This window comes from Pseudomonas sp. NDM (genome assembly GCF_003105095.1).
GTDB lineage: Bacteria > Pseudomonadota > Gammaproteobacteria > Pseudomonadales > Pseudomonadaceae > Aquipseudomonas > Aquipseudomonas moraviensis_A.
The window spans coordinates 1-13197 of record NZ_QETJ01000005.1; the positions used below are offsets into that span (position 1 = coordinate 1).

The following is a 13197-nucleotide window of genomic DNA, read 5'->3' on the forward strand; positions in this document are numbered from 1 at the left end:
GCTCGCTCCCACGGGGGGACTGCATTCCAATGTGGGAGCGAGCCTGCTCGCGAATGCCGCGCCGCGGATTAACAGAAAAAACCTACCCCGGATGCGCCGCCGCCAACAGCTCTTTGGTGTACGGATGCTGGGGGTTGTCGAATACCTCATGACTGGCGCCACGCTCGACCACTTTGCCGTCCTTGATCACGATCATGTCATGGGCGAGGGCGCGCACCACCGCCAGATCGTGGCTGATGAACAGATAAGTCAAACCGTGTTTTTCCTGCAGGTCACGGAGCAGGGCGACCACTTGTTTCTGCACCGTGCGATCGAGTGCCGAAGTCGGCTCATCGAGCAGGATCAGCGCCGGTTTCAGCACCAGCGCCCGCGCGATGGCGATGCGCTGACGCTGGCCGCCGGAGAATTCATGCGGGTAGCGATGGCGGCTTTCCGGGTCGAGGCCGACTTCCCTGAGCACGCGAATCACTTGCTCGTCGCATTCGTTAGCCGTCGATTCGCAATGCACTTCCAGACCTTCGCTGATGATCTGCGCCACCGACATGCGCGGGCTGAGGCTGCCAAACGGGTCCTGAAACACCACCTGCATTTGCCGCCGCCACGGTCGCAGTTGCTTTTGATTGAGGCCGTCGAGCGCTGCGCCCTGAAAGCGAATGCTGCCCTCGGAGTCGAGCAAACGCAGGATCGCCTGACCCAGCGTCGACTTGCCCGAACCAGATTCGCCAACGATGCCCAGGGTCTTGCCGCGCTGAATGTTCAAACTGATGCCGTCAACTGCGCGCAAATACTGCTTGCGCTGGAACAGTCCGCCAGCGACCTGAAAATCGACGCGCAGGTCTGCCACTTCCAGCACGTTTTCACGCTCGTCACGGGGCAGGGCTTCACCTTCGGGCTCCGCGTTCAACAGCACGCAGCTGTAAGGGTGTTTCGGCTCGGTGAACAGGGTTTCGCAGGGCGCCTGCTCGACAATCTCGCCGGCCTTCATCACACAGACGCGCTGAGCAATGCTGCGTACCAGATTGAGATCGTGGCTGATCAGCAGCAGCGACATGCCCAAGCGCTGTTGCAGGGATTTGAGCAGCAAGAGAATCTTGCGCTGCACGGTGACGTCCAGTGCCGTGGTCGGTTCGTCAGCAATCAACAACTCCGGTTCGCAGGCTAGCGCCATGGCGATCATCACCCTCTGCCGTTGCCCGCCAGAGAGTTGATGCGGATAGGCCTTCAGCCGTTCCCGGGGCTTCTGGATGCCGACCAGTCCGAGCAGTTCGAGAATGCGCTGCTGCGCTTGCTTGCCGCCCAGGCCACGGTGCAGCAGCAGGGTTTCGCCGATCTGCTTTTCGATGGTGTGCAAGGGATTGAGCGAGGTCATCGGCTCCTGAAAGATCATGGCGATGCGATTGCCGCGCAGTTCTCGCAAGACTTTCGGATCGGCGCCCAGCAGCTCCTGCCCTCGATAGCGGATGCTGCCACGGGATTGCGCCTCAGTGTCGGGCAGCAGTTGCAGGATCGAATGCGCCGTCACCGATTTCCCCGAACCCGATTCGCCGACGAGTGCCAGGCATTCACCGGGGCGGATATCCAGGCACAGGTCACGCACCACCGTCTGGCCATGGAAGGCGACATTGAGGTTGCGGATTTCAATCAGGTTGTCAGTCATGGTCACGCTTCAGGATCGAGGGTCAAAAGCGTCACGCAACGCTTCGCCGATGAATACCAGTAATGAAAGGATCAGCGCCAGGGTGAAGAACGCGGTCAAGCCAAGCCATGGCGCTTGCAGGTTCTGCTTGCCCTGACCGATCAGCTCGCCCAGCGAAGCACTGCCGGCCGGCATGCCGAAGCCGAGGAAATCCAGCGCGGTCAGCGTCGAGATGGCCCCGGTCAGAATGAACGGCAGGTAGCTCAGCGTCGCGTTCATGGCGTTGGGCAGGATGTGCCGGAAGATCACCTTGCGGTCAGTCAGACCCAGGGCGCGCGCGGCTTTGACGTATTCCAGATTGCGCCCGCGCAGGAACTCGGCGCGCACTACGTCCACCAGGGCCAGCCAGGAAAACAGCGCCATGATCCCCAGCAGCCACCAGAAATTCGGCTCGACGAAACCGGAAAGAATGATCAGCAGATACAGCACTGGCAGTCCCGACCAGACTTCCAGTACGCGCTGCCCGAGCAGATCGACCCAGCCACCGTAATAGCCCTGCAACGCGCCGGCAGCGATGCCGATCAGCGCACTGACGAAGGTCAGCATCAACGCAAACAGGATCGACACCCGAGCGCCAAAAATGACCCGCGCCAGCACATCGCGGGCCTGATCATCGGTGCCCAGCCAGTTGACCGACGTTGGTGGGCTCGGCGCCGGTTTGTTCAAGTCGTAGTTGGGCGTGTCGTCGCTGAACGGAATCGGCGGGAACAATAACCAGCCGCCCTCCTTGCGGATCAGGTTCTGCACGTACTCGCTGCGATAATCAGCCTGGAAGGGCAGTTGCCCGCCGAACTCCTGCTCGGTGTGGCGCTTGAGCACCGGGAAGTACCACTGTCCCTGATAACTGACCATCAACGGCTTGTCGTTGGCGATCAATTCGCCGCCCAGCGTCAGCATGAACAGGCCGATGAACAACCACAGCGACCACCAGCCGCGACGGTTTTTCTTGAAACGTTCGAAACGGCGGCGCCCCAAAGGCGAGAGCGTGAGCATCAGGCGTTCCTCGCGGCGAAGTCGATACGCGGGTCGACCAGGGTGTAGCACAGGTCGCCGAGCAGTTTTATCAGCAGACCGAACAGGGTGAAGATGAACAGCGAGCCGAACACCACCGGATAGTCCCGTGAAACCGCCGCTTCGTAGCTCATGCGCCCAAGGCCGTCGAGGGAGAAGATCACTTCGATCAGCAGGGAGCCGGCGAAGAATACGCTGATGAATGCCTGAGGAATCCCGGACACCACCAGCAGCATGGCGTTGCGGAACACATGTCCGTACAGCACCCGGCGTTCGCTCAAACCCTTGGCCCGGGCAGTGACCACGTACTGCCGGGTGATCTCATTGAGGAACGAGTTTTTCGTCAGGATGGTCAGGGTGGCGAACCCGCCGATCACCAGCGCGGTGACCGGCAACACCAGATGCCAGAAGTAATCGGCGATCTTGCCCAGCGTCGACAGCGATTCGAAGTTGTCCGAAACCAGTCCGCGCACCGGAAACCAGTTCAGCGAAGTGCCGCCGGCAAATACCACGATCAGGAACATCGCGAACAGAAACGCCGGCATCGCATAGCCAATGATGATCGCTGTGCTGCTCCAGATATCGAAATGGCTGCCGTGGTGCACGGCCTTGCGGATGCCCAGCGGGATCGACACCAGATAGGTGATCAGCGTCGCCCATAAACCCAATGAGATGGTGACCGGCATTTTTTCCAGAATCAGGTCGGTGACCGTCGCGCCGCGAAAGAAGCTCTTGCCGAAATCCAGCTGCGCATAGTTTTTCAGCATCAGCCACAGGCGTTCGTGGGCAGGCTTGTCGAAGCCGTACTGTTTTTCGATGTCCTTGATCAGTTGCGGATCCAGGCCACGGCTGGCGCGCGAAGCGTTGCTCGATGTCTCGCTGGCTCCGCCGCCGACACTGGCACCGCCGATGCCTTGCAGATGGGCGATGGCTTGTTCCACCGGTCCGCCGGGCGCGGCCTGAATGATCACGAAATTGACCAGCAGGATGATCACCAGCGTCGGAATGATCAGCAGCAGGCGCCGCAGTATATAACCCCACATCAGTGCGGCCCTCCGGGTCTGCTGCGACTGATTTTCTCAGCGGTCATTTGTTGATTGGTCAGCGGTGTCCGACTGATTTCCCACCAGCTCTCGATGGCTTCGTCATTGCTCGCCTGCACTGTCGGAATGCCGAAGCGGTTCCACCAGACGGTCGAGGTGCCTGGCGGGTAATAGTTGGGAATCCAGTAGTAATTCCATTGCAGCACCCGGTCCAGTGCATGGGCGTAATGCAGCATGTCCGATTGGGTCGAGGCGCGGATCAGGCCGTTGATCAAGGTGTCAACCGCCGGGTTTTTCAGCACCATGTAATTGTTCGCGCCCGGATCGTTGGCTGCCGCCGAACCGAAATAGTTGAGCAGCTCGCCGCCGGGGGAGGTGGTGACGGGATAGCCGGTAACGATCATGTCGTAGTCGCGGCTCATCAGGCGGTTGACGTACTGCGAGGCATCGATGCGGCGGATATTGAGTTCGATGCCGATCTGTTTCAGGGTGCGCTTGTAGGGCAGCAGCAGGCGATCCATTCCGTTCTGGCTGACCAGAAAGGTGAAACTCAACGGCTCGCCGGCGCTGTTCACCAGTTGGTCGCCGTCCGGTTTCCAGCCGGCCTGCTCGAGCAGATCGAGCGCTTGCAGTTGCTTGTCACGGATGATGCCGCTGCCATCGGTCTTCGGTGCTTCGAAGACTTTGCTGAAAACTTCCTCAGGTATCTGGCCGCGCAGCGGTTCAAGGATTTTCAATTCCTGCGCATCGGGCAACTGCCGGGCGGCGAGATCGGTATTGGAAAAGTAGCTCTGCTGGCGGATATAGACGTTGCGCATCATCTGCCGGTTGCTCCATTCGAAATCCCAGAGCATCGCCAGTGCCTGGCGCACACGACGGTCCTGGAACATCGGTTTTTGCAGATTGAACACGAAGCCCTGAGCCGACTGCGGCGCTTCGGTGGCGAGGTGGGCTTTCTGCAAACGGCCATCGCTGAGAGCTGGGCTGTCGTAGCCGATCGAGTAGCCGGTCGCGGAAAATTCGCGGTTGTAATCATAGGCGCCGCCACGCAACACCTGACGGGCGACGTCGGTATCGCCGAAGTACTCGATGCTGAAATGGTCGAAGTTGTACAGGCCGCGACTCACCGGCAGGTCCTTGCCCCACCAGTCGCCATTGCGTTCGAAGGTAATGCTGCGCCCGGAATCGACTTTGCCGACCCGGTACGGTCCGCTGCCCAGTGGCGGTTCATAGCCACCGCCGCCAGCGAAATCGCGACTCTTCCACCAATGTTCGGGGAACACCGGCAGGGTCGCGACATCCAGCGGCAGGGTGCGGTTTTCGTTGCTTTTGAAGTCGAAGCGCACGGTCAGCGGCGCTTCGATTTCGACGTCCTTGACGTCGGCGAACTGGGTGCGATAACGCAGGCTGCCCTGGGTCATCAGCAGGTTGTAGGTATAGCGAACGTCTTCGGCGGTGATCTGTTTGCCATCGGCAAAGCGCGCCTTGGGATTGATAAAGAAACGCAGCGACAGCCCGTCGTCCGAACGCTCCATTTTCTCCGCGACCAGACCATAGACGGTGTAAGGCTCATCGAGCGAGCGTTGCGCCAATGGAGAATAAAGGAGCCCGTCGATCTGTGTGACACCGATGCCTTTGTCTATATAAGGCAGCAAATGGTCGAAGTGACCGATTTCGATCGCCGAGCGACGCATCGTCCCGCCCTTCGGCGCTTGCGGATTGGTGTAGTCGAAATGGCTGAAGCCGTCGGGATATTTGGCCGGTTCACCGTAAACGGTCAACGCGTGTTGCGGCGCAGCGTTGACACCGGCGGCACCCGTGAGCAGGGCGAGGGCGGTGAACAGCAGTGTGGGAAAAACCAGTCGCATCGTCAGCCTTGGAACGGAAAATCGATAAGCGCAAGTTGTACGCGAGCCGCGCGTCACTCGCCAGCCGTATATGTAACTGAAACACAACGGCCCACCAGAAGGCGGGCCGTTATCGCAATCGGACGACGGATCAGTCCTGACGGCTGGTGACTTCCAGCAGGTGGTAACCGAACTGGGTCTTCACCGGGCCTTGCACGACATTGATTGGCGCGCTGAACACCACGGTGTCGAATTCCTTGACCATCTGGCCAGGACCGAAAGAACCCAGATCACCGCCCTGGCGGCTGGACGGGCAGGTGGAGTTGGTCTTGGCGACTTCGGCGAAATCAGCGCCGGCTTCGATCTGAGCCTTGAGTTCGTTGCACTTGTCTTCGCTGGAAACCAGGATGTGGCGGGCAGTGGCTTTAGCCATGGGGAATTCTCCGAACTGTTTCAATAAAAGGTGGAGCCTACCGGAATCAGTGGGCGAATTCTCGGCAAAGTTCCATTCTCGATGGCAGAACCGATTCAGAGATCCGCCGCTCGCAGGCGCCGTGCATGTTCGACATACAGGTCAATCGGATCGGGTGATGGCCCGTTTACGCGAGTGGTACGCCGCAGGCTGGCCAGATGATCCATTGGATAATCAGAGCGGATCACTTGCCCCAGATGGGTACTGAAGCGTCCGACGAAACCGTCGTTCTGTTGGGGTTCGGTGGTGAAGTATTGCGACAGGCGCCGGCATATGTCCTGAAACGGATCCAGCGCTGGCAGCGTCGATTGGGGGACAACCCCGCTCCACGAGTAATAGCGCACGCCATTGACCTGCCCGGGGCCGTGGCCACCCCAGGTTTGCGGCAGTCCCTGCGGAAACCTGTCATTGAATTGACCGACGCCGACCGTGGTCAGTGCGTTGAGCGCGGCCAATGCATTCTGCGGCAGTGCCACATTACCGCTGAGTAGCGACAACAAATCAGCAAACTGTGTCGCCACGTTTTGTGCGACGGCCTCCGGCAGCTTGCCCGGGATCAGCGCATTGCGCAGGAAGTCGGCGAGCTCCGAGCCATGGTTCGGACCACTGACGGAGGTGACTGAAGCGACGACGTTTGGTGCAAGCGCCGCCGCGTAGCGTGCAGCGAGTGCGCCTTGGCTGTGTCCGATCAGGTTGACTTTCTTCGCGCCTGTGCCTCGCAGCACACAGGCAATCTGTGACAGCAATTGCTCACCCCTCATTTCGTTGTTGTGAGTCGCCGAAAGGTGTGGAACAAACAATCGGCAGCCGGCCGATTTCAGCGCGGACTTGACGTCATGGAACAGCTCGAAATGACCGATACGCTCGAACCCGAACAGACCGTGGACCAACAGGATGGGATAACGAGTTGTAGCATTCCGTTGCATGTTCTTACCTTTTTCGTAGAAGTTCATCGGGAAATCACCGGGCCACTCTAAAACACTCATCTCGTTGAAGAAGTACGAAGAGGCTTCACGTTGCGTTTGAAAATGGAATAGGGGGCGTACGAAATTTCGGATACCTGTGAAATCCGAATCGGAAGTTCATTGGGTCGTTTGTCGGCATAAGAGCCCCAAGCCCCCACTTGCCTACTTTGCGAGTAGCGATTACGCCGGCTTCGCGACGTATGCGGCTGACAGCCAGGACAGTCAAAGAAGTCCTCAATGTAGGTGTCGGTGTCGTCATCCAGGGCGGCACGTTATCCATGGAGTGGAGACGAAATGAATCACCATGAAATCGAGTTTTGCTGGCGCATGCATCAGCCGGTCGCGGCTCAAGTGTCTGCCGAACCGCTGTTCGCGCCGACGATCGACGGTCTGGAGGGCAGCGTCCTCGACCCTTCGCTAACCAGGATCGTCGTACGGATCGCGCCCTACGCCAACATGACCTGTGGCGATCAGTTGGTGCTGTACTGGGAGGGGCTGGATATCGAAGGTTTTGCCTATCAATACGAGAGGATCCGGTTTATCAGCCAGGCCCAGGTGGGCAAAGACGTCATCTTCGTCATCAAGGGCATGCATGTGGCCGCGCTGGACGGAGGTTCGCTGCAGGTCTACTGGGCACTGCAAAGTCCGCGCGTCCCCGGCCCCGTGGAGTCTGCTCGCCTGCAATTGTCTGTGGGGGATGTCCGTCCGCAGCTGTTGGCGCCGCAGATAGAGGGCTCGGTCAACGGGGCGCTGGAGCCGTTGCGCGTTGCCGAAGGCACGCTGGTGACGCTGCAGCCTTACGCGCGAATGTCCGTGGGCGACCGGGTGATGTTGTCCTGGCACGGAGATACCTCGCCCGAGATTTTCACCGATGCATTGAAGGTGGAGGCCTATGCGGTTGGCCAAAGTCTTTCATTCTGGGTGCCGGGCAGCTACATCGAAGCCCATCGCGGTGGCGAGGTGGTTGTCGGTTACCGTGTCGAACAACCCTGCGCAACCATTCGAACGTCAGAGCCCGCCACTGTTTTCATCGGGCCTGCGGCGCGTGCGCAACTGGTTGCGCCGGATGTTGTCGGCGCGATTGAAGACGTGTTGTCAGTGAAGGATTCGGTCGACGGGGTTGCCATTCTCATTGAGGACGCGCAAGTGCAGGAGGATGAGTTGGTCTATCTCAAGCTTGACGGCGAATTTTTCAGCCACCGGGATGACCTTGAAATCACTCCGGAGATGGCCGGGCAACCGCTGAGTTTCACCGTCCCTCACCGCTTCTGGCGTGAACATCACGGCACAACAGTCGAAATTGGCTACACGGTTGAACGCCTGGATGACGTCAGTCAGCAATCCGCGGTGAGACGGATCAACGTAGTGGCATAGCCTGCGAACTGCAGCCCTCCACGCTCTGTGTAAGCGGGAGGGCGCTTGCGATCAACGTTGGGTTTGCGCGAGGCGTCGCGCCGCGTCAGTCAGCAATTGTTCCGTTGCGTCGAAGCCGAGGCAGCCATCGGTGATCGACACGCCGTAGCGCAGGGAATTGCTCAGCGGCTGGCAGCCTTCGAAGAGGTGCGATTCCAGCATCATACCGATCAGCGAGCGGTCGCCACGCAGTCGCTGCTCAAGAACGTCGTTGAAGACTGCTGGCTGACGCAGTGGATCCTTGCCGCTGTTGGCATGGCTGCAATCGACCATGATCCGGCTCGGGATTTTCAGTCGGCTGAGGTCGGCGCTGATCTTGGCCACGCTGGTCGCGTCGTAGTTTGGCCCTTGATGGCCGCCGCGCAGCACCATGTGGGTGTCAGCGTTGCCAGCGGTCTGCACGATCGCTGGATGCCCTTGGCTATCCACGCCGAAGTGCCGATGCGGATGGGCTGCCGAACGCATGGCGTCGACAGCAACGGCGGCGCCACCGTCGGTGCCGTTCTTGAAACCCACCGGCATGTTCAGGCCGCTGGCCATTTCCCGGTGAATCTGCGATTCGGTGGTGCGGGCACCAATGGCCACCCAGCTGAGCAGGTCATCGAAGTAGTTAGCGGCCATGGGTTGTAGCAGCTCGGTGGCCACCGGCAGACCGAGACGGATCATTTCCAGCATGAGTTCGCGGGACAGCGTCAGGCCTGTAGCCATGTCGTCAGTGCCGTCCAGATGCGGATCGTAGGCCAGGCCTTTCCAGCCGACCGTCGTACGCGGCTTTTCAACGTAGGCGCGCATGACCAGCAGCATTTCCTCGCTCACATCCTGGGCCAGGCGAGCGAGTCTGGCAGCGTATTCGATTGCTGATTGCGGGTCATGGATAGAGCAGGGGCCAACGATCACCAGCAGGCGCGGGTCTTCGCCGTTGAGGATGGCGCGCACCGCCTGGCGGTGGGCATTGACCTGCTGATGCAGGGAATGGCTGAGCGGAAATTGCTGTTTGAGTTGCAACGAGCTGGGCAGACGCAGGGTCAGTGCTTCGTTGGCAGAATCGAGTGTGGACAGCGGCAGAGCGGAAACTGAAGAGTTCATGTTCGGTCTTCCTGGGCGGATGGCGGGTATTTCCCGCGCGATCGGCCCTACTGGGGTGTTCGACAAATGGCCGTACTGGCTAGGGGTGTATGTTTGCCACCTGTGGGTGACCGATCGGAGGCGGCAGGCTGTCCCGAGCGGAGGCTGGTAAATCGCCAGGCGCTAAAGCTGTCGTAACGGTAATAAGTGGCGTAGTTCATGATGTAATCCTCGAATTGTCTGGTGTGGTGCTGGAAAATATTGGGCCTGAAAAAACAAAACCCCCGATCGGGAAGCCGACCGGGGGTTGAGAAATCTCTGGTAGGCGACCCGTTTTTCATGGGCGCCGTTTGGGTATCAGGCGCGCCAGTGGCTAAACCAATACCCAAAATAAAAACTGCCAGGAGCGCACACGTCATTCACCCGGGCAGGCGCAATCGAGCGCGGGGCGCTGGCGATGCGTGACTGTGCGAGGGCGTTGAACATGGTTTTCTCCGTTGAATGCGCCGAGCTTACTCGACGCTGGTGCGCATCAGCAATCAGAAAATGCTATTACCAGTTGAGCGAAACCGCTATCGCTGGCAAATGATTCGGGTTGAGTAAATTTTTCTGGTTATGGAGGGGCTGAATGAGCTACCGAATTCGGCATGCCACCGATGATGACCTGGATTTCGCGCGGGGCCTGACCTGTCGCAACATGCTGCGCTATTACATTGATCACGATCTGTTGTGGCAGGACGAAGCGTTCGACGCAGGCTGGCACTATCGTGACAGCTGGTTGATTGTCCGGGAGGAAACCCCGATCGGGTTTTTCAGTCTGAGCCAGGATGCGCGGGCGCTGTACGTCCGCGAATTGCAGATCGATCAGGCTTGGCAAGGGCAGGGCGCCGGTTCCTGGGCCATTGATCAGGTTATCGGCATGGCCCTTCAGGCAAGACGACCGGCGCTGCGGTTGACGGTGTTCGATAGCAACCCGGCGCAAAAACTGTACGGGCGCAAAGGACTGCGCATCGTCGGCAGGGATGAGTATTTCCTGAGGATGCAGCTCGATTTAAGTACAGCTGTGCTCTGAAACCCACAGCCGGCAAGCCCTCAATGACGAATTGAAACTTTTTAAATGCGGCTTTCCGCTAGGTCTGTCAGGCACTTTTTGCTAAGGTGTCCGGCATCCCAATAAGACCATATCGCGAGGTGTCTGCTTGATTAGGGTGCTAGTGGTCGATGACCATGATCTCGTTCGTACAGGCATTACACGGATGCTGGCCGATATCGATGGCCTGCAGGTGGTGGGTCAGGCCGAATCAGGTGAAGAGTCCCTGATCAAGGCACGGGAGTTGAAGCCTGACGTCGTGCTGATGGACGTCAAGATGCCAGGCATCGGCGGCCTCGAAGCCACGCGAAAGCTGCTGCGCAGCCATCCCGACATCAAGGTGGTTGCTGTCACCGTGTGCGAGGAAGACCCTTTCCCGACGCGTCTGCTGCAGGCTGGCGCCGCCGGTTACCTGACCAAAGGGGCAGGCTTGCCGGAAATGGTCCAGGCCATTCGCCTGGTGTTCGCCGGCCAGCGCTACATCAGTCCGCAGATCGCCCAGCAGTTGGCGATCAAGTCCTTCCAGCCAACCAATGACTCGCCATTCGATGCCCTGTCCGAGCGGGAAATTCAGATCGCATTGATGATTGTCGGTTGCCAGAAGGTGCAGATCATTTCCGACAAACTGTGCCTGTCGCCGAAAACCGTGAACACCTACCGCTACCGCATTTTCGAGAAACTTTCGATCAGCAGCGACGTTGAGTTGACGCTCCTCGCGGTGCGACATGGCATGGTGGATGCCAGCGCCTGACCATGACCGAAATATTTGATTCCAGTGCTTTCCTGTCCACCGTCAGCGGTCGCCCCGGCGTCTATCGCATGTTCGACAGCGAGGCGCGTCTGCTCTATGTGGGTAAAGCGAAAAACCTGAAGAAACGTCTGGCGAGCTATTTTCGCAAGACCGGCCTGGCGCCGAAGACTGCTGCACTGGTCGGGCGCATCGCTCAGGTCGAAACCACCATCACAGCCAACGAAACCGAAGCGCTGTTGCTGGAACAGACGCTGATCAAGGAATGGCGCCCGCCCTACAACATCCTGCTGCGTGACGATAAGTCCTATCCCTATGTGTTTTTGTCGGATGGGCAGTTTCCGCGCCTGAGCATTCATCGCGGCGCCAAAAAAGCCAAGGGCAAGTATTTCGGCCCGTACCCGAGTGCCGGTGCCATCCGCGAGAGCCTGAGCATTCTGCAAAAAACCTTCTTTGTCCGTCAGTGCGAAGACAGCTATTACAAGAATCGCACCCGTCCATGCCTGCAATATCAGATCAAGCGCTGCAAGGCGCCTTGTGTGGGCCTGGTCGAGCCTGATGTCTACGCCGAAGATGTGCGCCACTCGGTGATGTTCCTTGAAGGCCGCAGCCACGCGTTGACCAATGAGCTGTCCACGGCGATGGAAGAAGCGGCGATCAATCTCGAATTCGAGCGTGCCGCCGAATTGCGCGACCAAATTGCTTTGCTGCGCCGCGTTCAGGATCAGCAAAGCATGGAGGGCGGCACCGGTGATATCGATGTCATCGCGGCCTTCGTCAACCCCGGTGGCGCCTGTGTCCACCTGATCAGCGTGCGCGGCGGGCGAGTGCTGGGCAGCAAGAATTTCTTCCCCCAGGTCGGCATCGAGGAAGAAGTTTCCGAAGTCATGGCGGCCTTTCTCGGCCAGTACTACATCAGTAGCCCCGAACGGGATCTGCCGAGCGAATTGATCGTCAACGTGGTTCACGAGGACTTCCCGGCCCTGATCGAAGGCATCCATACCTTGCGCGGCCGCGAATTGGCGATCAGCCACCGGGTGCGCGGTACGCGAGCGCGCTGGCAGCAACTGGCCGTGACCAACGCTGAGCAAGCGTTGGGCGCGCGTCTGGCCAATCGTCAGCACACGGCTGCACGATTCGACGCGCTGGCCGAGGTGTTGAACCTCGACGAGCCGCCGCAACGCCTGGAGTGCTATGACATCAGTCATTCCAGCGGCGAGGCGACGGTGGCCTCGTGCGTGGTCTTCGGGCCGGAAGGGGCAATCAAGTCGGATTACCGTCGCTACAACATCGAAGGCGTCACCGCCGGCGACGATTATGCGGCCATGCACCAGGCGCTGACCCGCCGCTTCAGCAAACTCAAGGACGGCGAGGGAAAGTTGCCAGACATCCTGCTGGTCGACGGTGGCAAGGGCCAGTTGTCGATGGCCCGTGATGTCCTCAACGAACTGGCCGTGCCCGACCTGATCCTTTTGGGCGTCGCCAAAGGTGCCACCCGCAAGGCCGGTTTCGAAACGTTGTATCTGAATGATGCAGCCCACGAGTTCACATTGCGCGGCGATTCGCCTGCCTTGCACCTGATCCAGCAGATCCGCGATGAGGCGCATCGCTTCGCGATTACGGGACACCGCGCCCGCCGCGGCAAGACGCGCCGCACCTCAACGCTGGAAGGCGTGGCAGGGGTAGGGCCGACCCGGCGCCGTGACCTGTTGAAACATTTTGGTGGATTGCAGGAGCTGTCTCGTGCAAGCATCGAAGAGATCGCCAAAGCCCCGGGGATCAGTAAAAAGCTCGCTGAGTCGATTTATGCGAACCTGCATAGTGAGTAGAATGCCCCTTCACCTCGT

At 59.4% G+C, this 13197-nt stretch carries 12 protein-coding genes; 4 read left to right on the forward strand and 8 right to left on the reverse strand.

Annotated features, from left to right (window positions below; all coding sequences use genetic code 11):
* Positions 1–82: 82 nt before the first annotated feature.
* From DCO47_RS02080 to DCO47_RS02105, 6 genes are all read right to left on the reverse strand, one after another.
* Entirely contained in the window at positions 83–1657 is a 1575-nt protein-coding gene (locus DCO47_RS02080) for an ABC transporter ATP-binding protein (protein WP_064361760.1), read from the reverse strand.
* A gap of 9 nt (positions 1658–1666) precedes the next feature.
* A complete protein-coding gene (locus tag DCO47_RS02085; RefSeq protein WP_042610370.1) occupies positions 1667–2689 on the reverse strand; it encodes an ABC transporter permease in 1023 nt (340 codons plus the stop codon).
* On the reverse strand, positions 2689–3750 hold the full coding sequence (locus DCO47_RS02090) for a microcin C ABC transporter permease YejB (protein ID WP_065617214.1): 1062 nt from the start codon (positions 3748–3750) through the stop codon (positions 2689–2691). The genes DCO47_RS02085 and DCO47_RS02090 overlap by 1 nt, the downstream gene beginning before the upstream one ends.
* Positions 3750–5618, reverse strand: a complete 1869-nt coding sequence (locus DCO47_RS02095; RefSeq protein WP_116657347.1) for an extracellular solute-binding protein — start codon at positions 5616–5618, stop codon at positions 3750–3752. The genes DCO47_RS02090 and DCO47_RS02095 overlap by 1 nt, the downstream gene beginning before the upstream one ends.
* Before the next feature lie 130 nt (positions 5619–5748).
* Positions 5749–6030 carry a peptidylprolyl isomerase gene (locus DCO47_RS02100; protein WP_042610373.1) on the reverse strand — a complete coding sequence of 94 codons (282 nt, stop codon included), beginning with the start codon at positions 6028–6030 and terminating at the stop codon, positions 5749–5751.
* Positions 6031–6125: 95 nt separating this feature from the next.
* Positions 6126–6995, reverse strand: coding sequence for a triacylglycerol lipase (locus DCO47_RS02105; RefSeq protein ID WP_116657384.1), 870 nt, complete (start codon positions 6993–6995; stop codon positions 6126–6128).
* Between the two features lie 333 nt (positions 6996–7328).
* Between DCO47_RS02105 and DCO47_RS02110 the strand changes: the two genes are divergently transcribed.
* Entirely contained in the window at positions 7329–8408 is a 1080-nt protein-coding gene (locus DCO47_RS02110) for a hypothetical protein (RefSeq protein ID WP_064361756.1), read from the forward strand.
* Between the two features lie 51 nt (positions 8409–8459).
* Here the strand turns inward: DCO47_RS02110 and DCO47_RS02115 are convergent, their stop codons facing one another.
* Positions 8460–9533 (reverse strand): 3-deoxy-7-phosphoheptulonate synthase, encoded by a 1074-nt coding sequence (locus tag DCO47_RS02115; protein ID WP_116657348.1) that lies wholly within the window; start codon positions 9531–9533, stop codon positions 8460–8462.
* Positions 9534–9869: 336 nt separating this feature from the next.
* On the reverse strand, positions 9870–9998 hold the full coding sequence (locus DCO47_RS27185; protein WP_256590070.1) for a hypothetical protein: 129 nt from the start codon (positions 9996–9998) through the stop codon (positions 9870–9872).
* 142 nt (positions 9999–10140) lie between these two features.
* On the opposite strand from DCO47_RS27185, the gene DCO47_RS02120 reads away from it, so the two are divergent.
* The 3 genes from DCO47_RS02120 to uvrC all read left to right on the forward strand — a co-directional run bounded on the left by DCO47_RS02120 (position 10141) and on the right by uvrC (position 13179).
* Positions 10141–10584: a GNAT family N-acetyltransferase gene (locus tag DCO47_RS02120; protein ID WP_116657349.1), complete on the forward strand. Its 444-nt coding sequence runs from the start codon at positions 10141–10143 to the stop codon at positions 10582–10584.
* Positions 10585–10711: 127 nt separating this feature from the next.
* A complete protein-coding gene (gene uvrY / locus DCO47_RS02125; protein ID WP_024012761.1) occupies positions 10712–11353 on the forward strand; it encodes a UvrY/SirA/GacA family response regulator transcription factor in 642 nt (213 codons plus the stop codon).
* Positions 11354–11355: 2 nt separating this feature from the next.
* Positions 11356–13179, forward strand: a complete 1824-nt coding sequence (gene uvrC / locus DCO47_RS02130) for an excinuclease ABC subunit UvrC (RefSeq protein ID WP_042610377.1) — start codon at positions 11356–11358, stop codon at positions 13177–13179.
* Positions 13180–13197: the final 18 nt, after the last annotated feature.